At 67.0% G+C, this 22,039-nt stretch carries 19 protein-coding genes, 1 tRNA gene and 1 pseudogene; 16 read left to right on the forward strand and 5 right to left on the reverse strand.

From position 1 onward, the window contains the following. Positions 1-104 precede the first annotated feature (104 nt). The 6 genes from serS to JJB11_RS21330 all read left to right on the forward strand — a co-directional run bounded on the left by serS (position 105) and on the right by JJB11_RS21330 (position 4,321). Positions 105-1,415: a serine--tRNA ligase gene (gene serS / locus JJB11_RS21305; protein WP_201176342.1), complete on the forward strand. Its 1,311-nt coding sequence runs from the start codon at positions 105-107 to the stop codon at positions 1,413-1,415. Between the two features lie 44 nt (positions 1,416-1,459). After that, positions 1,460-1,550: transfer RNA gene (locus JJB11_RS21310), tRNA-Ser, on the forward strand. Positions 1,551-1,728: 178 nt separating this feature from the next. After that, entirely contained in the window at positions 1,729-2,193 is a 465-nt protein-coding gene (locus JJB11_RS21315) for a hypothetical protein (RefSeq protein ID WP_201176344.1), read from the forward strand. A gap of 7 nt (positions 2,194-2,200) precedes the next feature. After that, positions 2,201-2,878, forward strand: coding sequence for a RadC family protein (gene radC, locus JJB11_RS21320; RefSeq protein WP_201965010.1), 678 nt, complete (start codon positions 2,201-2,203; stop codon positions 2,876-2,878). Between the two features lie 277 nt (positions 2,879-3,155). Next, complete coding sequence (locus JJB11_RS21325) at positions 3,156-3,806, forward strand: hypothetical protein (RefSeq protein WP_201176346.1); 651 nt, start codon at positions 3,156-3,158, stop codon at positions 3,804-3,806. Positions 3,807-4,102: 296 nt separating this feature from the next. Further along, on the forward strand, positions 4,103-4,321 hold the full coding sequence (locus JJB11_RS21330) for a hypothetical protein (RefSeq protein WP_201176348.1): 219 nt from the start codon (positions 4,103-4,105) through the stop codon (positions 4,319-4,321). A 6-nt stretch (positions 4,322-4,327) separates the two neighbouring features. Here JJB11_RS21330 and JJB11_RS21335 read toward each other — a convergent pair whose 3' ends face one another. Beyond that, entirely contained in the window at positions 4,328-4,714 is a 387-nt protein-coding gene (locus tag JJB11_RS21335; RefSeq protein ID WP_201176352.1) for a response regulator, read from the reverse strand. A gap of 552 nt (positions 4,715-5,266) precedes the next feature. Here JJB11_RS21335 and JJB11_RS26680 point away from each other — a divergent pair. Beyond that, positions 5,267-5,515, forward strand: coding sequence for a DUF2158 domain-containing protein (locus JJB11_RS26680; protein ID WP_201176354.1), 249 nt, complete (start codon positions 5,267-5,269; stop codon positions 5,513-5,515). A gap of 1,281 nt (positions 5,516-6,796) precedes the next feature. On the opposite strand, the gene JJB11_RS21345 is transcribed toward JJB11_RS26680, so the two are convergent. The 4 genes and pseudogenes from JJB11_RS21345 to JJB11_RS21360 all read right to left on the reverse strand — a co-directional run bounded on the left by JJB11_RS21345 (position 6,797) and on the right by JJB11_RS21360 (position 9,832). Next, positions 6,797-8,179: an FAD-binding oxidoreductase gene (locus tag JJB11_RS21345; RefSeq protein WP_201176355.1), complete on the reverse strand. Its 1,383-nt coding sequence runs from the start codon at positions 8,177-8,179 to the stop codon at positions 6,797-6,799. Positions 8,180-8,357: 178 nt separating this feature from the next. Further along, positions 8,358-8,822 (reverse strand): VOC family protein, encoded by a 465-nt coding sequence (locus tag JJB11_RS21350; protein WP_201176357.1) that lies wholly within the window; start codon positions 8,820-8,822, stop codon positions 8,358-8,360. Positions 8,823-8,906: 84 nt separating this feature from the next. Further along, positions 8,907-9,504, reverse strand: a pseudogene (locus JJB11_RS26185) (IS5 family transposase); the annotation flags it as partial. 67 nt (positions 9,505-9,571) lie between these two features. Then, a complete protein-coding gene (locus JJB11_RS21360; RefSeq protein ID WP_201965012.1) occupies positions 9,572-9,832 on the reverse strand; it encodes a hypothetical protein in 261 nt (86 codons plus the stop codon). 6 nt (positions 9,833-9,838) lie between these two features. On the opposite strand from JJB11_RS21360, the gene JJB11_RS21365 reads away from it, so the two are divergent. The 9 genes from JJB11_RS21365 (at position 9,839) to JJB11_RS21405 (ending at position 21,737) form a co-directional block, all read left to right on the forward strand. Further along, on the forward strand, positions 9,839-10,060 hold the full coding sequence (locus JJB11_RS21365; protein ID WP_201176631.1) for a hypothetical protein: 222 nt from the start codon (positions 9,839-9,841) through the stop codon (positions 10,058-10,060). Between the two features lie 117 nt (positions 10,061-10,177). Then, positions 10,178-10,543, forward strand: a complete 366-nt coding sequence (locus JJB11_RS21370; protein ID WP_201176360.1) for a DUF4148 domain-containing protein — start codon at positions 10,178-10,180, stop codon at positions 10,541-10,543. 98 nt (positions 10,544-10,641) lie between these two features. Continuing rightward, the gene (locus tag JJB11_RS21375) at positions 10,642-13,530 is read left to right on the forward strand and encodes an ATP-binding protein (protein ID WP_201176361.1); all 2,889 of its coding nucleotides are present in this window, start codon (positions 10,642-10,644) and stop codon (positions 13,528-13,530) included. A 105-nt stretch (positions 13,531-13,635) separates the two neighbouring features. After that, positions 13,636-13,848 (forward strand): hypothetical protein, encoded by a 213-nt coding sequence (locus JJB11_RS21380; RefSeq protein ID WP_201176362.1) that lies wholly within the window; start codon positions 13,636-13,638, stop codon positions 13,846-13,848. 57 nt (positions 13,849-13,905) lie between these two features. Next, the gene (locus tag JJB11_RS21385) at positions 13,906-15,354 is read left to right on the forward strand and encodes an efflux transporter outer membrane subunit (protein WP_201176363.1); all 1,449 of its coding nucleotides are present in this window, start codon (positions 13,906-13,908) and stop codon (positions 15,352-15,354) included. Between the two features lie 25 nt (positions 15,355-15,379). Beyond that, positions 15,380-16,489 carry an efflux RND transporter periplasmic adaptor subunit gene (locus tag JJB11_RS21390; RefSeq protein WP_201176364.1) on the forward strand — a complete coding sequence of 370 codons (1,110 nt, stop codon included), beginning with the start codon at positions 15,380-15,382 and terminating at the stop codon, positions 16,487-16,489. Beyond that, positions 16,486-19,581: an efflux RND transporter permease subunit gene (locus JJB11_RS21395; RefSeq protein WP_201176365.1), complete on the forward strand. Its 3,096-nt coding sequence runs from the start codon at positions 16,486-16,488 to the stop codon at positions 19,579-19,581. The genes JJB11_RS21390 and JJB11_RS21395 overlap by 4 nt, the downstream gene beginning before the upstream one ends. Positions 19,582-19,593: 12 nt before the next feature. Beyond that, positions 19,594-21,000 carry a patatin-like phospholipase family protein gene (locus tag JJB11_RS21400; RefSeq protein ID WP_201965013.1) on the forward strand — a complete coding sequence of 469 codons (1,407 nt, stop codon included), beginning with the start codon at positions 19,594-19,596 and terminating at the stop codon, positions 20,998-21,000. Then, positions 20,997-21,737 carry an MgtC/SapB family protein gene (locus JJB11_RS21405; RefSeq protein ID WP_201176366.1) on the forward strand — a complete coding sequence of 247 codons (741 nt, stop codon included), beginning with the start codon at positions 20,997-20,999 and terminating at the stop codon, positions 21,735-21,737. Before JJB11_RS21400 ends, JJB11_RS21405 begins: the two co-directional genes overlap by 4 nt. Positions 21,738-22,039: the final 302 nt, after the last annotated feature.

The raw sequence follows: 22,039 nt of genomic DNA on the forward strand, positions 1-22,039 counted from the left end.
CTGAATCGAAACCCGTAGGCTGGTGGTGAGCCGCAGGCGAACCCCAGCACTGCGCTCTCCAGGACTGGAGCGAGCATCGTGTCGCCCCGCATAAAATCTTCCACATGCTCGACGTCAACCTGCTTCGCAAAGACCTGAACTCGGTGATCGCGCGCCTGGAGGCCCGCAAGTCGCCGCAGCCCTACCTGGACGTCGCGGCATTCCAGCGCCTGGAGGCGGAACGCAAGACCATCCAGACCCGTACCGAGGAGCTGCAGGCCCGGCGCAACCAGCTCTCCAAGCAGATCGGCCAGCTCAAGTCCAAGGGCGAGTCGGCCGATGCAGTGATGGCGGAAGTCGCGCAGTGCAAGACGCAGCTCGATGAATCCGCCGCGCGGCTGGAGCAGATCCAGCCGGAGCTGGAAGCGCTGCTGCTGGGCATCCCCAACCTGCCGCACGAGAGCGTGCCGGTGGGCGCGGACGAACACGGCAACCAGCAGGTGCGGAAGTGGGGAACGCCGCGCGCGTTCGACTTCCCCGTCAAGGACCACGTGGATGTCGGCACGCCGCTCGGTCTGGACTTCGGGACCGGCGTGAAGCTCAGCGGCGCGCGCTTCACCGTGATGAAGGGCCAGGTCGCACGACTGCACCGCGCGCTCGCGCAGTTCATGGTGGACGTGCAGACGCAGGAGCATGGCTACACCGAGTGCTACACGCCCTACATCGTCAACGAGGCGACTCTGCGCGGCACGGGCCAGCTGCCGAAGTTCGAGGGGGACCTGTTCGCCGTGCGCAAGGGCGGGCAGGAAGGCCTGGCATCGGAGGATCAGCAGGCCCTGTATCTCATCCCGACCAGCGAAGTGACGCTGACCAACTTCGTGCGCGGCGAGATCGTGCCCGAGGCGCAGCTGCCCCTGAAGCTCACTGCGCACACGCCGTGTTTCCGCAGCGAGGCGGGCAGCGCCGGGCGCGACACGCGAGGCATGATCCGCCAGCACCAGTTCGACAAGGTCGAGATGGTGCAGATCGTGCATCCGGAGAAGAGCTACGAGGCGCTGGAGCAGATGACGGGCCATGCCGAGGCCATCCTGCAGAAGCTGGGGCTGCCGTACCGCGTGATGCTGCTGTGCACGGGCGACATGGGCGCGGGTGCGGCCAAGACCTACGACCTGGAGGTGTGGCTGCCGGCGCAGGACACGTACCGCGAGATCAGCTCGGTCTCCAACTGCGAGGCCTACCAGGCGCGGCGGCTGCAGGCGCGCTTCAAGAACGCGCAAGGCAAGAACGAGTTCGTCCACACGCTCAACGGCTCGGGCCTGGCCGTGGGCCGCACGCTGGTGGCGGTGCTCGAGAACTACCAGAACGCGGACGGCAGCGTGACGGTGCCCCAGGCCCTGCGGCCTTATCTCGGCGGTGCCGAGAAGCTCGCGCCCTGAGCTTGGGTTAAACTACCGGGCTTCGCACCACGCGAACCGAATCAGGAGCGGTGGCAGAGTGGTCGAATGCGCCGGACTCGAAATCCGGTATACGGTTTCACCGTATCGAGGGTTCGAATCCCTCCTGCTCCGCCACAAATACTAAGCGCCATGCGGGTTTCAGCCCTATGGCGCTTTTTTACTCCCTTTCCTACCCCCTTTTTGATTTGGACTGTGGTGGACGGCTTTGGATCGGGCGGTAAAACGAAAGTTAGAGTTCGGAGCGGGATACGGCGCGGTAGGAATTGTGAGGGGCTGGCTTTAATGTCTGGGGATGCCCCAAGAAAACACCACCGAAACACAGCCCCCGCAGCCTGAGAAAACGCGACGCGAGCGCAAGGTTCGAAGGCAACGACAGCAAGGCATGGTGCCCGTTGGTCGCGGCACCCGGCACCTCCTCCCCGAGTCACTGCGTCACATGCAGGAGCTGTTTGAGCTGCTCCCGCAACTGAAAGTGGATGCCAGCGGAGCCCCCGACGTGCGTGCCACCGATCAGGCCGTACTGGGCAGAATCGCGGAGCACGCACAAGCTTCGGCAGCCGCAATCAATTTGGGAATGTCGGCTGTCGGCTCGCTGATGGCGTACGCGGCGCCGCAGTGCGAAGACAGGGCGATCAGCTCAGATGCGGTGGAGGCGCTCGGATGGCTGCTCGCCGAACTCGGAGCAACGACTGCTCTCATGGTGCGACTCGCTGCGGTATGCGGGTCTTCAGAGGGTATGCGCGTCCCTCAACCCTGATGGCGAATTGCAAATGACTCTGCTCGCATCCGAGGTCCGACCACGTTACAGGCTTCTCTCCGCCGGCCCGAAGGCGTTGACAGATGCAGAACTCGTGGCAGTGCTGCTCCGGACGGGCTTGCCAGGAAGGTCCGTGCTCTCGCTGGCCAGAGATCTACTGGACTCGTTCGGCGGGATTGCCGGCTTGCTGTATGCCTCAGTGGACGAAGTCGCTGATGTAAGAGCTCTCGGGGGCGAAACGCGGAGGACGGAGCTGCTGGCAGTACTGGAACTCGCTCGACGCGCCGTCGGCGAACAGTTATCCGCAAGGGAGGTTTTCAGTTCGCCAGACGCTGTGAAGCAGTTTCTGCAACTGCACTTGGCGCGAGTACCGCACGAGGTGTTCGCGGTGATGTTCTTAGATGCACAGAACCGGCTGATCGAATTGGAGGTGATGTTCCGCGGCACGCTGACGCAAACATCCGTGTATCCGAGGGAGATTGTGAAGCGAGCGTTGCATCATGAGTCAGCAGCCGTAGTCCTCGCGCACAATCATCCGAGCGGAACCGTGCAACCGTCGAGAGCGGACGAGGCGCTCACCGCAACGCTTAAGCAAGCACTGTCGGTCATCGAGGTACGCGTCCTCGATCATGTGATTGTGGCACCAGGGACTGCTTGCTCAATGGCGGAGAGCGGACTGATCTGACCGCCAGCTGGGCCAAGCTGCTTAGCAGCGGGCACATCGACCCTACGGCTGGCCGGTGGTGGAATTCCGCAGTTGCGGCTTGGGCCGCTTGAGAATTGCGATCAGGTATTCCCCGTCGCTCTGGGATGTGAAAGGCTTCCCAACCCCCTTCGCCGGCTTCATTCGCGCCAGGGTAAAGCTGCTCGCGCCCCGCTACGCGTTGTACTCGTTTTCCCACCGCATGCACGGCCTCCCCTTGGGGCACGGTGCCGCGAAGTATGGCTGATTCTTAGGTACGATGCTGCAACTCAGCGGAAGCAAAATGGACTGGTTGCAGTTTTGGAGCAGCTTGGCGGGTTCGCTAGCTTGGCCGGTCGCGGCCGTTGCTATCGCATTGCTCTTTCGGAGCAAGATCGCTGCCCTTCTTGGCAAGCTGCGCAAGCTGGAAGGGCCGGCCGGAATAAAGGCCGACTTCTCCGAGGAAGTCATTGAGGCCGCAAAGGAGGCAAAGCTCGTAGCCGTTCGAGTTGAGGGCATGGGCAACGTAGCCAAGTTTGGTACTCCGGCTCTTTCCGAGCCCGCTCAAGTGGACCCGCCCATTGAGACTCACTATGACTCTCCGCGCTGGCGCATCATGGATGCATACCGCTCTGTGGAAGACGCGATGCAGAAGATCATCCACATTGGGAAACTTCCAAAGCACAAGGGTCCAGAGGGGCCGGGATTTTACGCATACACGCTTCGCATGGCAGGCGTTATTGACAACCCCACTCGAATGTTGATCGACAAGCTGCGAGACCTGAGGGACAAGGCGGTCGCAAGTGAAGAAGAACCAGACCGCAAGGACGCCGACACCTTCTACGTCGCTGCCCGTTCAGTGCTCCGCACTCTGCAAATGAAACTCCACGAGCTGCTGCTTGAGAAAGAAGGGCACTTCGCGCCGAGGTGAAAGGGTAGCCCGAATGTGGCCCACAGAGGTTGGGACAATTGGCGGGCAGAGAATCGGGCACGGCTGAACTCACCGTCGGCTAGGGGCACTAGCGGACGATCAGCTCTTTGTCGGGCATGGACGGGAGTGCCTTGCGATAGGCCGCGCCACACAGCTCCAAAGGAATTCGTGCAACAAAGGAAAGACGTTTAGAGACCCACTGCAATCGCGTCTGACTTGCCGAAGTTCGCCTAAAGATGGATACGTATTACACCTTCAGATCACATGATGTCGGCGGGTTTGAATAGCATTGGTCGATGCTGCATCTTGCACAGCAAACGATCAGAGACTGGCAGGCTGCTGATGAAATCGCCAGCAGTGCTGAGAGAAGGCTGAAAGATGCCTGGGCGGCCTTCGCTGCCAACCGTAGACCTCCACCCTCAAAGGAGCTGATGGACGAGGTTAGCAACGCCAGGTCGTTAGCGAACTCACTGCTCAACGAAGCGATGCGCCTGATGGCGGAAGCAGCGCTCTGACCGCTTCTACGTTGCTAGGCTGCTCCCTGCGACCCTACGGACCGTTTCAACGAGGAGTTCAAAGGCGCACGGCTTCTCCAAATACGCGCAAGCGCCGGCGTTAAGCATCGCGCGAGCAGTTTTTTCGGCGGGGCGACCGGAATGGATGATGACGCGCACCTCGGGCGCAAGTTTTCGGATCCTTCGTAGCGCTTCCCGCCCGTCCATGTTCGGCATGTCGAGATCCAATACCAAGACTTGGATCTCTCCCGTCACGGCAAGCGCAACAGCCTCGGAGCCATCGTTCACGGTAGCGACAACATGTAAGTCTTGTGCGCGACGCAGTACATATCCCACCGTCGTCCGAATGAATGCGTCGTCGTCAGCGATCGCAACTGTTGTCCGGTTCTCCATCTGTAGAGTCTAGGGGCCGCTCGAAGCACCACACTCCACACGCCACGTCAGCGCGTGATCAGCTTCGACAAGTTCGTGATCAATTAACATGAATGTGAGTCGGCGCCGGGAATTAAGTAAGTCAAAAGTGCACTGAGCGGACGCCCGGCGCCCTTCGTTGAGGAATGCCCACTGTTCTGGAGGACCGAGTTGCCAATGTCGGGTTGGCGCGGGCGGCACCACCAAAGGAGAAGCTGAGGCCAAGCTCTGGATGGCGGATTACGTGGGGGATGGGACCTGCTCATCGTCGACTTGATCTTGTCTAACGGCAGTGGGTATGGCGTGATCCAGCACGCCAAGCAACTGCGGCCGAACGCACGGTGGTGGTGTTCAGCGGCTTCGCCACCGACGGAGTGAAGCAACGTTGCTTGCAGTTTGGCGCAGATTCCGTTTTCGACAAAATGAGCCCAAAAGGACTATTGGATTTGCTCCAGACGTTCGCACGACAGCCGTAAGCGGTAGTTTTCGACACTCCTGAGCTCTAGACCGACGCACATTTGATTAGAATCCGGCGTGGTCAATCCGCAGCACGGCTTTTCAGAGGGAAATTTGGTCCGCTTAAAGGATGGTGGACCTTTGATGTCCGTAAAGTTCGCGATCGGGGTGTTGCTCCTGTGCGTCTGGACCGATCCAGGCGGCCGTGCTCGCCGAGGTACCTTCTCCCACCATCAACTGGAGCTAGTCACGGACGCCGAACTGCTGTGGGTCAGGGTCGCTGCGCGGCTAGCTTCACGTTGGCATGTCGTTGCGGCAAGCTGTTAAGTCCCGTGAGGCGCACGGCCGGTGAGCCGCGCAAGCTGCCAGATCAGCTCGTTCTTCACCGCCGCTGCTGCACTTTATGCGGTGCGGATTCGCATTTAGTCCCGAAACGGTTAGTGCGGAAGTCACCATCCACGGGTGGCACTAACTATAGGTCGCAGCATCGTCGACGCCTGACAGCAAAGGGTACCCCTAGTTGCATCTACCTGACGACAAGCCGAAACGCGCTCAGGCGTCGTTCTGATGCGCCCGTGACTTCGGCACAGGTCACACGGAAGTAAAGAGCAAATAACTCGCATGATCTTTGCGTGCGAGACTTGACCTTCCATCGGGCAGTCACCTTTTCCATCGGAACAGCTCTCAAGGAGTGCAACTGCTAGGTCCGTGAATGCTCCAAGTTGCCGGGTCCATTGAGGAATGCTTGATACAAGGCGTCGTGTACTGATTCTGTGCAAATGACCGCCAGCAAGTCACCGCAATAGCGTCCTCCAATTGAGTACTACTGTGTGGGGGTGCAGTGAAGTGCCGCCATTCGGCCTCCTCGATCGAGACAGCGAATTGCGCACGTCGGGCACCTTTGCACGAAGCCAAGACAGCATCGGAGCGGCTGGGGCAACCAAGGCAAGCGCGGCGCGAGGCCTGACGCCCGTAGGCGCGTCTTTCGGTGCCGCGCTGTCAACGTTCTGCGCAACTCGCGTCCAAGCTAGTTGCACATGACGGATTCTTCACGCGCGTAAATGCCTCATTAGCATGCGTTAACCCTCGGGCGCGCCGCCGCACCAAGATGTGTGCGCCGAATGAAATGACCGCTTCAGACTGGGTGCTGCCGCATAGGCTTGGCGCGTTGAACGGCTGTGGCAACTGAAACCTGCCGTTCGCGTTCCGCTCGGCCGGACGACCGCTGTACCCCGGGACCAGCCATACGCCGGCGGCACGACCCGCGTGCAACGACGTTAGGTGCCTCGGCGTCGAAGTAGATGACGCTCTGGAGATCTCCGAGCAAACGGAAATCTAAGTAGTTGAATGGGGCCGCACCAGCGTACCGGGTCGGCCGCTCTCAACGGCCCCTATCCGGCGCCGGAAGAACTGGTGGCGACGACGTCGGCCTGCTGGTCTCGACGAAGGCCGCCGTGCCAGGCGCCGTGTACCAGGACGGAGGTATCGGCCATGGGGACTCCTCATCTTGCGCGTCGGCCGCGCACCATGCGGAGCCGGCGCGTTCGAATTACTCCTCTTGCGCCCGCCCGCAAAGGCGGGTTCCCCTGCCCGGCCGCAGGCCGGCCGTCAGACCCCAGGCCGGATGTTCTGGTTCACACGGAAGAGGTTCTGCGGGTCGTACCGCCTCTTGACGGTCGTTAGGCGCGGGTAGTTGTCGCCGTAGGTGGCCTGCACGCGGCCGTCGGCTTCGTCGTCCATCATGAAGTTGACGTAGGCGCCTTCCTGGTTGAAGGGGTGCACCGCCTTCCAGTACGCGCGTCCCCAGGCCTTGAGCGCCTCGGCCTTGCCCGGGTCAGGATCGATGCCGGCAATCACCATGGACCAGGTCGCGTCGCGCGTGCTCCACGCCGTCGCGTCCTTCGCGACGCGCCGCACGGCACCGTCGATCGGGTACAGGTGCATCAGGCACAGGTCGCTCGGCGCCTTGGCGGCCTGCGCGATGTGCGTCTCGATGGCGGCGTCCGACAGGGTGCTCACGAAGTCGCCCTTCCAGTACCACTGCAGGCCCTTGGGGAAGAACGGGTCGAACATCGCATTGATCGCCGGGAACGGCACCTCGCTCATCCAGTTGAAGATGGGCGGCGGCAGGATTTGCAGCAGCCGGGCCATGGCGCCCTCGCCGTCGGCTGCGCTGCCGTTGTAGGCGCCGATGATGGCGCAGGCGCGGCGTCCCCAGTAGTCCTTCGGGAACGGGTCCATCGGCGGCACCGTCTTCAGCCCGACGAAGATGCCCAGGTCTTCCGGCGCGGTGGGCAGGAACTCGCGGTAAGCGCTCATCACTTCCTTCGCATGCGTGGCCTCCCAGAAGATCGGCCCCGCGTAGACCATGCGCACGGGGTGCGCCTTGAACAGGAAGCTGGTGACGACGCCGAAGTTGCCGCCGCCGCCGCGCACTGCCCAGAACAGGTCGGGATGCTCGCGCTCGCTGGCCGTCACGAAGCTGCCGTCGGCCAGCACCATGTCCACCTCGAGCAGGTTGTCGATCGTCAGACCGTTCTTGCGCGTGAGGTAGCCGGTGCCGCCGCCCAGCGTCAGGCCTGCGACGCCCGTGCTGGAGACGATGCCCAACGGCACGGCGAGTCCAAACGGATGGGTGGCGTGGTCCACGTCGCCTCCCGTGCAACCCGGCTCCACCCGCACCGTCGCGGCCGCGGGATCGACCCGCACGCTCTTCATCAGCGACAGATCGATCATGAGCCCGTCGTCGCAGCTTGAAAGGCCGGGGCCGTTGTGGCCGCCGCCGCGGATCGCGATCAGCAGGCCCTGGTCGCGGCCGTGGTTGACCGCGGTGATGACGTCCGCCGCATCCACGCAGCGGGCGATCACGCGCGGCTTCTTGTCGATCATGCCGTTGTAGAGGGCGCGCACGGCGTCGTAGTCGGCGTCGTCGGGCCCGAGGACGCTTCCGCGCAGGGCCTGCCGCAAGGTGGAGACGATCTGGTCTGACATGGTGTTCTCCTTCATCGATGGAGCCGCAAGACGAACCGGTGGGCGCGCCGCGACGCGTCAGGCGCAAGCCGCGTGGCGCGCTGGCGCCTGGCGTCGGCGAGCCTGGCCGGAAAGTGAATCTGCCGAAGCCATGTAATCACCCTGTGTCAGGGGGGGATGCGCGCGTATCGCGCGTGTATCAGCCCGCCGCCGCCGCGCGGCGCGGGCGCCTTGCCGCCGGACGCGAGCGCAGCGGCGTCGCGAAACTCAGTTCGTGCCCGTCGGGGTCGGCGATGTGGAAGTAGCGCTCGCCCCAGGTGGCGTCGAGCGGCGGTGCTTCCGGCCCCAGGCCGGCGGCCAGGGCTTGGTCGTAGAGCATGTCGACATCCCGGACATGGAAGACGATGCGGCCCCACCAGGACCAGTCGCGCTCCTCGCCTTCGGTGGTGACGTTCAGGCAACCGCTGCCGGCACTGAAGCTGCTGAAGGACGCGGCCTCGCCGCCATAGCGCAGGGGAAAGCCCAGCGCGGCGTAGAACCGCACCGAGCGGGCCATGTGGTGGGTCGCCAGCGTCACGGCGCTGATCGACGTGATCAGGGCCGGACGCCGGTCGCGATCGCTCGCGCCGCCCCCGGCGTCCGCAGCCGCATCCGCATCCGCCATGGAAGATCTCCCGCGTGCAAGGGGCACTCAGCCTAGGAGCCGGCGCCCGCGTTGTCCAACCTTGTTGCTTCTTGCAACCTTGCCGTCGTGCACTGCGCCCGAGCTGGCCACGACATGGTGAATCAGCTTGGTCTTCGCATCCACCGCGACGTGGGCCTTCATCCGGAAGTACCACTGATTGCCCTTCCTGGCTTGCTTCATCTCCGGATCACGCTCGCCCTTGGAGTTCTTGGTCGAACTCGGCGCAGCGATCAACGTGGCATCTACGATTGTCCCGGTGCTCAGCCGGAAGCCCTTGACCTGCAGGTGCACGCCGACTTGCTCGAAGATCTTGCGGCCCAGTTCATGGGGCTCCAGCAAGTGGCGGAACTTTCAGATCGTCGACTCGTCAGGCGCCGGCTCGTGCCCCGGATCGATGCCGACGAATTCCCGGATCGACAGCGATTAGTACAACGCTTCTTCGAGGGCCGGGTCGCTCAAGTTGAACCAGTGCTGCAGGAAGGGGATGCGCAGATGCGCTCCAGGCCCACCGGCGGGCGGCCGCGGCCGCCGCCTTTCGGATAGTACGGCTCGAGCAGGCGCACAACTCGCCCCAGGGCAGGACCTGGTCCATCGCGGCCAGGAACGCTGCCCTCTTGGTGGTCCTGCCGAACTGCTCGAAACCGCCGCGCGCCAGCGTCATCTGCTTGCACCCAACGCCTCCTGTGCTGAGTCAGCACCGCAGCACCTGCACCGGCGGTGGACTTGAATCAGAGACTCACTAGCTCTCCGGCCTTGTCGCGTTCCACGCGCGCTGAATGCGTGTTTAACTCGTCGAGCCACACGGCAGCCTTCGTGCCGCCTGACCGGCGAGTTACGGCTACGGCGCCGCGTAGCGTGGCCTTTACCTGTTCGATGTCGTCCGCGCGGGCCAGGAATGCGTCCAGTTCGGTGCTGGTGAGCACCTCGTCGCCGGTCGCGAAGCGGAAGTACGAATCGAAGTGGTCGGCGGAGCAGACGCGCCGTTCCATCGCCCATTGGCGGTGTTCCGGCCGGACGAGTCGGCGCTCGACGCGATGCGTGCGGCTTATGCGGCGGGCCTGCGCCTGCCGATCGGCTGGACGGGCGGCCTGGACGCCGCCGCCACCGGCTTCGAGCACGTGCGCGCCGGCCGGCCGGGACGCGCCGTGCTGCAGCTCGCTGCAGCCGATTCCGTGCACGCGGCGCGCGACGAAAGCGAGGCGGTGGCGAGCGCGTGATGGCAGCAAGCGGCTTCACGGAACACCGACCGAAGGGCGACGGATCGCTGACGACGCGCGAGGCTGCCAACCCTAACCTTCATGGGTCCGAGTTGGACGCATTGAAAGGAAGATTCCATGAACCGCTCTCTTGTCTTCGGTGCCCTCGTGGCCACCACTCTCTTCGGCCATGCCGCGTTCGCCGACACCGGGCTGGCCGGCGACATCAGCATCGATCCGCATCCCATCGTCTCCACGCGCAGCAGGGCCGACGTGCAGAAGGAACTGGCGGAGTACCAGCGCTCGGGCGTGAACCCCTGGTCGATCGCCTACAACCCGCTGCGCACCTTCCAGTCCACGCGCCCGCGCGCGGACGTGCAGCAGGAGTACACGAGCGCGCGCGAGGCAGTGCACGCGCTCGGCGGCGAGGACGGCGGCGCGACCTGGCGGGCGCAGCACCGCAGCACGCCGGTGGACCACGGCGTCGCCACGGCGGCGCGGTGACGCGTCCCTTCCGCGGGTGCGGCAGGCCGTCGCCTGTGCGCACCCGCACCTGACGCAGTACCATGCCGGCAAGGCAACGCATGTCGGGAGGACCGGACATGGCACGCTCTCCTGCTTCCGGCGCCGACCCTCTGCGCGTGCGCTTCGGCGACTTCGAGCTCGACGAAGCCAACGCGCGGCTGCTGCAAGGCGGCAAGCCCCTGACCCTCGCGCCGACGCCGTTCAACCTCCTGTGCGCCCTCGCGCGCCGCCCGGGTTCCCTGCTCACCAAGGACGCGTTGCTCGATGCGGTCTGGGGCCACCAGTTCGTCAGCGAATCCGTCCTGAAGACGGCGATCAGCGACTTGCGCACGGTTCTGAGCGACGACCCGCGCGCGCCACGCGTAATCGAGACCGTGCCCAGGCGCGGCTACCGCTTCATCGCACCGACGGCCGCAACCGCGCTGCAAGCGGCCGTCGTTCCTGAACCCTTCACGCCGACGCAGCGGCCTGCCGCTCCTTCCTTCGTCGGCCGCGCCGAAGCGCTCGGCCGCCTGGATCGCGCATGGGCCGCCGCCGCCGCCGGCAAGCGTTCGCTGGTGTGGGTCGCCGGCGAGCCGGGCATCGGCAAGACCACGCTCGTCGACCGCTTCGTGAGCGGCATCGCGGGCGCCGCCTGCGCGCGCGGGCATTGCGTCGAGCACTACGGCACCGGCGAGCCTTATCTCCCCGTGCTGGAGGCGCTCGCCGACCTGTCCCGCAACGATCCGCAGCTACCCGCGTTGCTGCGCATGGTGGCGCCGACGTGGCTGCTGCAACTGCCGTGGCTGAGCCCGCCGGAGGAGCGCGATGCGCTGCGGCGGGAGCTCTCCGGCGTCGGGCCGGAACGCATGCTGCGCGAGATGGGCGAGCTGCTCGATCGCTATGCGCAGGACCGGCCGCTGCTCTTGGTGACCGAGGACCTGCACTGGAGCGATCGTTCCACGCTGCAGCTGATCGACTACCTGGCGCGCCGGCGCAACCGCGCCCGCCTGCTGTGGGTGGCCACCTTCCGGCTGGCGGAAGTGGTGGCGAGCAACCATCCCGTCAACGCACTGCGCCACGAACTGCGCGTGCATCGCCTGTGCGAGGAGGTCGTGCTCGACCCCTTTTCCGAGCGCGAGGTCGCCGACTACGTCGCGCAGGCGTCCGGCGCCCTCGCGGGGGACGAGGCGTTCGTGCATGGTCTGCACGAACGCACGGACGGCGTGCCGCTGTTCGTGGCGGCACTCCTGGGCGACGTCCTCGCGCGGGGCGAGGAGGTCGGACCCGCGGCGCCGCACGAGCAGCTCGAGGGGGTCGGCGTGCCGGAAAATCTCGCGGCCATCATCGACCAGTACCTCGCGCGCCTGGACAAGGACGATCGCGACCTGCTCGCCGCGGCGGCGGTCTGCGGCATGGAGTTCCAGGCCGAAGCGGTCGCCGAGATGACGGGCCGCGAGCTGGCCTCGGCCGCGGAGCGCTGCGAGCGGCTCGCGCGCGCGCAGTTCTGGCTCACGCGATCGACGACCGATGTCTCGGCCGAGCGTCCCTACGCGTTCCGCCACGCGCTCTTCCGGCAGGTCCTCTACGAACGCACCGCACCCGCCGTGCGCGTGCAGCTGCATGCCCGGGCGGGTGCGGTGCTCGAGACGCAGCGCGCCGCGGGGCATGCAGTCGCCGCGGCCGAACTGGCGATGCACTTCGAGCGCGGCCGCGAGCCGGTCACCGCGCTGCGCTACTACGCGCAAGCCGCCGAAGCATCGCTGCAGCTCCTGAGTCCCGGGGAGTGCCTCGCGCTGGTCGATCGCGCGCTGCCCTTGCTCGAAAGCATGCGCGCGGGCGACGAGCGCAACGGCCTGGCGATCACCCTGTGGACGCTGCGCGGGCTGGCGTCGGTGCACGTGCACGGCTTCGGCAGCGACGCCAAGAAGGCCTACCAGCGCGCGTACGCGCTGCTCGGAGAGGCGCCGGATCACCGCCTGCGCGGCCTGCTGCTGGACGGCCTGGGCTTCGTCCTCGGCCAGCGGGCCGAATACGACGAGGCGCTCGCCCTGGCCGAACGCGCAGCCGCGTTGTGGTCGCTCACCGAGGATCCCGTGCTGCTGCTGACGGCCTGCTACGTGCAAGGCGACGTGCACATGCTCAAGGGGCGGCCGCGCATCGCGCGCCAGTGGATCGAGCGCGCCTTGCCGGCCCTGGCGGCCGCGGACGCGAAGGCGGACGCCGGCTTCGGCGCGCAGCCGCAGGTGATGCTGCTGGGGCTGCTTGCGCTCCAGTGCTTCCATCTCGGCCTCACGCGGCAAGCCCACGCGCACATCCAGGATGCGCGCGCGCGCGCGCAGCAGCTGTCGTCGCCCGCGGCGCTGGTGCTCGCGATCTGGATGGAAGCGATGCTGGAGATCCGCCTGGGCCGCCATGAACGCGTCGCGGCGCTCGCGCAGGAGATGGCGCAGCTCTCGGAGGAGGCCGCGTTCACGCAGGCACGCAATCCCGTCGAGTGGTATCGCGGCTGGGCGCAGGCGCGCCAGGGACAGGCGCGCGAGGGCTTCGCGCGCATCCGTGCGGCCTACGAGGCCAACACCGCGCTCGGCATGCTGTCCGGGGGCAGCGAGATCCTGGGCTACGCGGCCGAGGCCCTGCTGCTCGCCGGCGACTGCGCAGGCGCCGGCGAACAGCTCGCGCAGGCGCTGGCCATCGTCGAGGCGCGCGGCGAACGCGTGTACCTGCCGCAACTGTGCTTGCTGCAGGCCGCGATCGCGCGCCAGCGCGGCGATGCGGCCGCATCGGAAGAGGCCGTGTACCGCGCGCTCGCCGAAGCGCGCGAGCAGCAGGCGCCCTGGCACGAACTGCTGGCGCTGCTGGCCCTTTGCGAACACCATGCCGCAGCCGGCGAGCGGCAGGAACTCGCCACGCTGCTCGCGCAGCTTCCCGAAGCCGCCGACACGCCTCAGGCCCGCAAGGCCCGCGCGCTGCTCGCCGCGGCCTGACCCCTTCCCGACCGAAACGCGACGCCGCGCTGACGACAGGCGCGCCGGCGGCGATCACCATCGCTGCATGCCTGTGCACGCCCCACGATCCCGGAGAACCCTGCCATGACCCTCAAACCCGAATCGAAGTATCCGAACCGCCGCTCGTACGTGCTGAAGATGCGCAGCGATGCGACCCCGGGCGAGCTCGCGGGCCGGATCGAGAACCTGGTCACCGGACAGCAGCGCGAATTCGCGTCCGGCGGCGAGTTGCTCGCATCGATCGCCCGCGACCTCGAGTCCGCGCCCGATGGCGACGCAAAGACGACGCTTCCCTGACGACTTCGAGGCGCCGCGTCCCTACGCTGACTGCCTGTCTCTCCGCTCACCACACCCATGCCGCTCCTGAATCCTTCGCAACGCGCCCCGGCGGCGCTCGCCATCGCCGCGGCCCTGGCGCTCGCCGGCTGCGCGACACCCAACGCGCACCCTTCGGTGGACGTACCTGCGCAGTTCACCTCCGCTCCTGCCGCGGCCGAAGAAGCCGCCGTCGCCTGGTGGGACAGCTTCCACGATCCCGCGCTGTCCGACCTCGTGCGGCGTGCCGCGCGCGAGAACCGCGACATCCGCATGGCGGCGCAGCGGCTGCGTGCCGCGCGCGCCGGCGAGACGATCAGCCGCTCCGCGCTGTTCCCCAGCGTCGATCTCTCCGCGTCCGGCGTGCACCGCGACACCCGCCATCCCGATGCCGTGAAGCAGCTCGTGCCGGATGCGAAGACGGGCAATGCGGGTCTCGGTGTTTCGTGGGAGCTGGACCTCTCCGGCCGCCTGCGTGCGGGCGCCTCAGCCGCACGCGCAGATGCGCTGGCCGCCGAAGACGGCGTGCGAGGCGTGCGGCTGCTGGTGGTGAGCGACGTGGCGACGAACTACTTCACCCTCGTCGGTGCGCAGCGCCAGCTCGAGACCATGCGCGCCATCTCCGCGGCGCAGGACGAGACGCTGCGCCTCGTGAGCGCACGCCAGCGCGCCGGACTCGCCACCCCCTTCGACGTGGAACGCGCCCAGACCGAGGCGGGCACGGCGCGCGCGGCGATCCCGCCGCTGGAATCGGCGGCCGCGATCGCGCGCCACCGCATCGCCGTGCTGATCGGCGACCAGGCGAGCCGCGCCGGCGCCATCGTGCCGTGGACCGGGGAAGCCGCGGTGCCGCCCACGCACGCCGGACAGCCCGCGACGCTGCTGCAACGCCGACCCGACCTGCTCGCGCTCAATGCGCAACTGGATGCCGCCAACGCACGCCGGCAGCAGGCGGCGGCCGAATGGTTCCCGCGCCTGTTCCTGGGCGCGATGTTCGGGCGCGAGGGCCTGGAGCTCAATGGCGTGGACCTCGGCGCCGCGCGCTTCACCAACGTCACGGGCCTGCTCGCGATGCCGATCTTCAACGCGGGCCGCACGCGCGCGCTCAACGACGCCGCCCAGAGCGCACAGGACGAAGCAGCGCTGCGCTACGAGGACGGCATCGTGCGCGCGCTGGAGGACGTGGAGAACGCGCTGGTGGTGCTGCACGACGAGCGCGAGCGCGAAGCCTCCATGCGCCAGGCCGCGAGCTCCGCGGATTCCGCGCTGCAGCGCGCCGAATCGCTGTACCACCGCGGCCAGATCGACCTGCTGCCGCTGCTCGATGCGCAGCGCACGCGCCTGAACGTGCGGCTCGCGGCCAACGACAGCCACACGCAACTGCTGCTGGACAGCGTGCGCCTGTACAAGGCGCTGGGCGGTGGGTGGGAGGCCTTCGAGCCTGCACCGCCCGCCGCCGCTGCTTCCGCCCCTTCGTCCCAATCCTGATTGCCCGAGAGCACGAGGAGCTCCCTTGAAAACCATCCATTCCCTGTCGCTGCTGGCGGCGGCTGTCCTGCTGGCCGCCTGCGCACCGAAGACGCCGACGCCCGAAGCGCTGCGGCCCGTCCGCACCGTTGAACTGCATTACGACGCCGCCGGCGAAACGCACCGCTATGTCGGCACGGTGCGCGCCCGCCACGAAGTCGACGAGGCCTTCCGCGTTGCCGGCCGGGTGGCGCAGCGGCGCGTCGAAGTCGGCCAGCTCGTGCACCAGGGCGACGTGATCGGCGTCATCGAAGACGCCGACTACCGCCTCGCGCTCGACGCCGCGCAGCAGCAGGCCATCGCCGCCGCCTCGCAGGCGCGCCAGGCCGAAGCGGACCGCAATCGCCTCAATGCGCTGAAGGCGGACGGCTCGGTGAGCGACTCCGACGACGAGCGCGCCCGCACCGCGGCGCAGACCTCGGCCGCCAACGCGCAGGCGCAAGCGCGCCAGCTGGAGCTCGCCCGCAACCGCCTGGGCTACACCGTGCTGCGCGCGTCGCGCACGGGCGTGGTGACCTCGGTTCGCTTCGAAGCCGGCCAGGTGGTCGCCGAAGGCCAGCCGGTGGTGACCATCGCGGCCGAAGGCGAGCCCGAGATCGTGGTTGACGTGCCGGAAGACCAGCTCGCGGACTTCCGCAAGGCGGAGTACCAGGCGACGCTGGCGAGCGCGCCCGACCAGGCGTTCGCCGTCACGCTGCGCGAACTGGCGCCGCAAGCCGCGGCGCAGACGCGCACCTTCCAGGCGCGGCTGAAGCCGGTGTCGCCGCGCAACCTGCCGCTGGGTGCGACGGCGTCGGTGATCGTGCAGCAGGAGTCCGGTCGCAGCGACGTCGCGGCGATCCCGGCCTCGGCCATCACGCAGGACCACGGCAAGCCGGCCGTGTGGGTGGCGCGTCCCGGCACAGGCGGCGCCTCCGCGAGCGTGCAACTGGCCAGCGTGACGGTGCAGTCGTACCGCAGCGACCAGGTGCTCGTGTCCGGCCTGCCGGCTGGCACGCTGGTGGTGACCGCCGGCGTGCAGAAGATGGCGCCGGGCCTGCACGTGGCGCTCGAATCCGCTGCGGCTGCGACGGAACCGAAGGTGGCCGCGCGATGAAGGACTTCAACCTCACCGAATGGGCGCTGAACCACCGCGCGGTGGTGCTGTTCCTCATCATCGTCATCTCGATCGCCGGCGTCTTCAGCTTCTCGAAGCTCGGGCAGCTGGAAGATCCGAAGTTCTCCGTGCCGTCCATGACGGCCACCGTGATCTGGCCGGGCGCGAGCGCGCAGCAGATCCAGGACGAGGTCCTCAACCGCATGGAGAAGAAGTTCGAGCAGCTCGATCACTTCGAGAAGGTGGTGAGCTTCTCGCGCCAGGGCTACGGCGGCATGACCATCACCGTCAAGGGCGGCACGTCGCACAAGGACCAGCAGGAAGCCTGGTACCAGGCACGCAAGAAGTTCTCCGACCTGAAGCTCGAACTGCCCGATGGCGTGATCGGCCCGATCTTCAACGACGAATACGGCGACGTGTATTCGCTGCTCTATGCGGTCAAGGGCGACGGCTTCGACCAGGCGAAGCTCGGCGACATCTCCGAGGACATCAAGCGCCGCCTGCTCAAGGCGCCGTACGTGAAGAAAGTGGACGTCCTCGGCAAGCAGGACGAGAAGGTGTACGTCGAGTTCTCCCACCAGCGGCTCGCGGCCCTGGGCATCACCCCGCTCGCGATCGCGGAGAGCCTGAAGAGCCAGAACGCGATGATGCCGGCCGGCTCCATCGACACCAAGGACGACCGCGTCTTCGTGCGCGTGAGCGGCCAGTTCGCCAGCCTGGACGACATCCGCAACGTGCCCATCGCCGCCGGCGGCCGCACGATCAAGCTGGGCGACATCGCCATCGTCAAGCGCGGCTACCAGGACCCGCCGGTCTACACGATCCGCCACAACGGCCAGGACGTGCTGATGCTGGGCATCGTGATGACCGACGACGGCAATGTCGTGGAACTGGGCAAGGCGATCGACGCGACGATCGCGAAGGTGCAGTCGGAGCTGCCCTACGGCGTCGAGCTCGAGCGGGTCGCGGACCAGCCGACCACCGTGAAGGACTCGGTGTGGGAGTTCGAGCGCTCGCTGATGGAGGCGCTGGCGATCGTGCTGGCGGTGAGCCTGGTCAGCCTCGGCCTGCGCACCGGCCTGATCGTGGCGATCTCCGTGCCACTCGTGCTGGGCGTGGTGGCGATGGTGATGCTCGGCATGGGCTGGAACCTCGAACGGATCTCGCTCGGCTCGCTGATCATCGCGCTGGGCCTGCTGGTGGACGACGCGATCATCGCCATCGAGATGATGGTGGTGAAGATGGAAGGCGGCTGGGACCGCGTGAAGGCCGCCGCGTTCTCGTATGCGGCGACCGCGATGCCGCGCCTGTCCGGCGCGCTGATCACCGTGGCCGGCTTCATGCCCATCGGCTTCGCGCATTCGACCACGGCCGAATACGCGGGCGGCATCTTCTGGATCGTCGGCATCGCCGTCGTGTTCTCGTGGGTGTGCTCGGGCATCATCACGCCCTACCTGGCGGTGAAGATGCTACCGAAGGACTTCGGCCAGCACCACCACGGCAGCGATCCGTACGGCACGCCGTTCTACCGCAAGCTGCGCGGCTGGATCGACTTCGCGCTGGAGAAGCGCTGGGCGATCATCGGCGTAACGGCCGGCGCCCTCGTGCTCGCGCTGGCGGGGCTGAAGCTCGTGCCGCAGCAGTTCTTCCCGAACAGCGAGCGCCCCGAGCTGATCCTCGACCTGCGCATGAAGGAAGGTTCGTCCTTCCAGGCCACCAGCGAACAGGTCAAGCGCGTGGAAGCGCTCCTGAAGAAGGACGAGGACGTGCGCTTCTTCACGGCCTACACCGGTGCCGGTGCGCCGCGCTTCTACCTGGCGCTGTCGCCCGAACTGCCCAACCCCGGCTACGCGCAGTTCATCGTGATGACCAAGGACATGGAGGCCCGCGAGCGCGTGCGTGCCCGGTTCATGGCGCTGACCCCGCAGCAGTTCCCGCAAGCGTGGCTGCGCGTCACGCGCCTGGAGATGGGCCCGGCCGTCGGCTATCCCGTGCAGTTCCGCGTCGTCGGCCCCGACACGCAGAAGGTGCGCGACATCGCGCGGCAGGTGGAGAAGGTGATGGACGCCAGCCCCAAGCTGCGCGACGTCCAGCTGGACTGGAACGATCCCGTGCGGACGCTCAAGATCGACCTCGACCAGGACAAGGCGCGGGCCCTGGGCCTCACGCCCGCCGACGTGAACATCGTGACGCAGACCGTGATGAACGGGGCCACGCTGTCGCAGCTGCGCGAGCACGAGAACCTCGTTGACATCGTCGCGCGCGCCGTGCCGAAGGAGCGCCTGGACATCGACACCATCAAGGACATCAACGTCTACACGCGCAGCGGCGCGCCCGTGCCGCTCGGCCAGGTGGCGAAGATCCGCTACGAGCTGGAAGAGCCGGTGCTGTGGCGCCGCAACCGCGACATGGCGATCACCGTCCGCGGTGACGTCGTGGATGGCGAGCAGCCCGTGTCGGTGACCAAGGAGATCGACCCGCAGCTCCAGGCGATCCGCGCATCGCTGCCCGCCGGCTATCGCGTGGACGTCGGCGGCGCCGTGGAGGAAAGCGAGACGGCGAATGCCGCGCTGGCCGCGGTGGCGCCGGTCATGGTGCTCACCATCCTCACGATCCTGATGCTGCAGCTGCAAAGCCTCTCGACGATGGCCATGGTGTTCCTCACCGCGCCCTTAGGCCTGATCGGCGTGGTCGGCGCGCTGCTGGTGTTCCATGCGCCGCTGGGCTTCGTCGCGATCCTCGGCATCATCGCGTTGGGCGGCATGATCATGCGCAACTCGGTCATCCTGATCGACCAGGTGCGCACCGAACGCGAAGAGGGTCGCGATCCGTGGAACGCGATCGTCGATGCGGCGCTGCACCGCACGCGCCCTGTGGTGCTCACCGCCGCTGCGACCGTGCTGGCCATGATCCCGCTCACGCGCAGCGTGTTCTGGGGTCCAATGGCGATCGCGATCATGGGCGGCCTGACCATCGCCACGGTGCTCACGATCTTCTTCGTGCCGGCGCTGTATGCGGCGTGGTTCAAGGTGCGGCGCGACGCGCCGCACGAGCTTCCCTCGGCCACGCTGCAACCTGCGGCGGCCCATTGAGAGGGCAGGGACGTGGTTAGCCGATTCGTTCGCACCCTGGCTGCGGCCGTCGCGCTGTCGCTGCTGGCTGGTTGCGCGTCGACCCACCCGTGGTTGAACGCGCCGATCGCCGGCGGCGCCGCAGCGCACGAGGCGCCGACGCTGGCGCCCGCCCCGCGACCGATGGTGGCCGCCGTCACGCTCTCCGGCGGCGGCGCGCGCGCAGCGGCCTTCGGCCTTGGCGTGCTGGAGGAACTCAAGGCCACCGCCTTCGAGGTCGAGGGCCGCCCGACGACGCTGCTGGATGAAGTCGGCCTGATCAGCGGCGTCTCCGGCGGCAGCTTGCTCGCGAGCTATTACGCGGCCTTCGGCGACGAGACCTTCGAGCGCTTCGAGCGCGACTTCCTGCTGGTGAATTTCCAGACGGGATTGATCCGCCAGGCGACGGAGCCGGCCACGCTCTATCGCCTGAGCTCGCCCTGGTATGGCCGCAGCAACGTGCTGGAGCAGCACCTCGAGCCGGTGTTCCGCGGCGAGACCTTCGGCAGCCTGCGGCGCCGGCGGCCGTGGCCGCACCTGCTCGTCACCGCGACCGACCTCACGACGGGGGTGCCCTTCGAGTTCACGCCGGAGCAGTTCGCGCTGATCTGCTCCGACCTCGACTCGGTCCCGCTCTCGTTCGCGGTGGCCGCGTCATCGTCGGTGCCGCTGCTGCTCAGTCCGATGACGCTGCGCAACTACGCGGGCACCTGCGAGCCGCCGCAGCGCCAGCAACACGCGATGCCGCACCGCAATCTCTCGGCGCGCCTGCTGCGCATGATCGCCGACAGCTACCGCACCTCGCAGCAGCGGCCGTACATCCACCTGGTGGATGGTGGCCTTGCGGACAACCTCGGCGTGCGCGCGCTGGTGGACCACACCATCGCCAGCGGTTCGCTGCAGGAAAGCTTCCAGCAGTTGCCGCCGGGTTCGGTGCACAGAATCGTGCTGGTCGTGGTGGATTCGGAGCGCGCCTTCGCCGACCGCATCGACGAAAGCGACCGCGTGCCGGGCACGCGCGAGGTGCTCGATGCTATGGTCTTCGGCGCGGGCTCGCGCTGGACCACCGAGACGACGGAGGTCGTGAAGGACGCGGCACGGCGCGCCGCCGACGAAGTGCGGGCCGCACGAGGCCGCGACGGTAGCCCGTTCGCTGTTGACGCCGACGTGTTCGTGATCAACATCCGCCTGCGCGACCTGCAGGATCCGCGGCTGCGCGAGACGCTGCTGCACGCGCCGACAGCCTTCGAGATCCTGCCAGAGCATTCGAAGCAGTTGCAGGCCGCGGGACGGGCGCTGCTGCGCGCCAACCCCGAGTTCCAGCGCTTGCGCCGCAGCCTGGGGCTCGATGGCGGGATGACCACCGCCGACGCCGACGACGCGCGCGAGCCGCAGCCATGATCCTACCCACTGCGTTCTCGCTGTATTGGCGCGGCGATTTCCTCGCCGTCAACGGATGGATCGGCCTTAACCTGCTCGGGGCGCTCCTGCTCGGGATGGTGGTGGGCTACGAGCGCTCGTACAACGGGCGGGCAGCCGGGATGCGCACGTACGGCCTCGTGTGCATGGCTGCCACCGCGCTGACGATCTTCGTCGGCTATTCGGCGGCATGGTTCGGTGGTCGGCTCGCCCACATCGATGCCGATCCCACGAAGGTGGTGCAGGGCGTGGTCACCGGCATCGGCTTTCTGTGCGCCGGCGTGATCGTCAAGGACGGCCTGAGCATCAGCGGACTCACGACGGCGGCGTCGATCTGGGCGGCAGCGGCCATCGGCGTGCTGCTCGGTGTGGAGCTGTACGGCGCGGCACTGCTGCTTGCGTTGTTGTGCATGTTGTCAATGACGCTCGTGCGCGAGATCGAACGCTGGTTGCCCGGGCGTGCGGCATTCGACGTCTCGCTGGCGTTCCGGCCGGAGGCCGCGCCGCAGTTCGAGGAGTTCGTCGGTGTGGCGCTCGCACATGGGTACCGCGTGGCCCGCGACAGCTTTAGCATCACCTTCGCCGATTCGCAGCCGCTGTGGCGCTTCAGCGTGGTGGCGCTCGATCGCTCCCGCTCCACCTCGCCCGCCCTATTGGCGCTGGACCTGGCACGCTCGCAGGAGGTCGTCCGCTTCAGCATCGTGCCGGTGCGTAACTGAACCTGTGGGACTGGCGCCTGATCCGGTACGTCGTCGAGCCTGGTTCCGAGTCCTACCGGAGCAGGGCGAGAGAGCGAAAAGGGATGGCTGCTTTGGGTCGGCACTGCCAGTTCGACGGCAAGGGTGCAGTCGTTCAGGCACGTCGCCCGCCACGCCGGAACATCGGTGTCGGCTGAACCTCGCATAGCTGCCGCTCGGGCCATCGTGGGCCGTCTCGTTGAAGGTCAGCTTGATGCCGGTTACCGTGAGCACGCCGGCCGACAGCGACTGGCTCCTTACGCTGCATAGCGGTCGCTCGTTCG

It is taken from the genome of Ramlibacter ginsenosidimutans, from assembly GCF_016654015.1.
Lineage (GTDB): Bacteria > Pseudomonadota > Gammaproteobacteria > Burkholderiales > Burkholderiaceae_C > Ramlibacter > Ramlibacter ginsenosidimutans.

Bases quoted from the DNA above. Each gene is read 5' to 3' on its own strand.
- JJB11_RS21360 (WP_201965012.1), bottom strand. From the start codon at position 9,832: ATGGAACGGCGCGTCTGCTCCGCCGACCACTTCGATTCGTACTTCCGC.
- JJB11_RS21335 (WP_201176352.1), bottom strand. From the start codon at position 4,714: ATGGAGAACCGGACAACAGTTGCGATCGCTGACGACGACGCATTCATT.
- JJB11_RS21405 (WP_201176366.1), top strand. From the start codon at position 20,997: ATGATCCTACCCACTGCGTTCTCGCTGTATTGGCGCGGCGATTTCCTC.
- JJB11_RS21350 (WP_201176357.1), bottom strand. From the start codon at position 8,822: ATGGCGGATGCGGATGCGGCTGCGGACGCCGGGGGCGGCGCGAGCGAT.
- JJB11_RS21375 (WP_201176361.1), top strand. From the start codon at position 10,642: ATGGCACGCTCTCCTGCTTCCGGCGCCGACCCTCTGCGCGTGCGCTTC.
- JJB11_RS21380 (WP_201176362.1), top strand. From the start codon at position 13,636: ATGACCCTCAAACCCGAATCGAAGTATCCGAACCGCCGCTCGTACGTG.
- JJB11_RS21370 (WP_201176360.1), top strand. From the start codon at position 10,178: ATGAACCGCTCTCTTGTCTTCGGTGCCCTCGTGGCCACCACTCTCTTC.
- JJB11_RS21385 (WP_201176363.1), top strand. From the start codon at position 13,906: ATGCCGCTCCTGAATCCTTCGCAACGCGCCCCGGCGGCGCTCGCCATC.
- JJB11_RS21395 (WP_201176365.1), top strand. From the start codon at position 16,486: ATGAAGGACTTCAACCTCACCGAATGGGCGCTGAACCACCGCGCGGTG.
- JJB11_RS21330 (WP_201176348.1), top strand. From the start codon at position 4,103: ATGCTGCATCTTGCACAGCAAACGATCAGAGACTGGCAGGCTGCTGAT.
- serS (WP_201176342.1), top strand. From the start codon at position 105: ATGCTCGACGTCAACCTGCTTCGCAAAGACCTGAACTCGGTGATCGCG.
- JJB11_RS21345 (WP_201176355.1), bottom strand. From the start codon at position 8,179: ATGTCAGACCAGATCGTCTCCACCTTGCGGCAGGCCCTGCGCGGAAGC.
- JJB11_RS21325 (WP_201176346.1), top strand. From the start codon at position 3,156: ATGCTGCAACTCAGCGGAAGCAAAATGGACTGGTTGCAGTTTTGGAGC.
- JJB11_RS21315 (WP_201176344.1), top strand. From the start codon at position 1,729: ATGCCCCAAGAAAACACCACCGAAACACAGCCCCCGCAGCCTGAGAAA.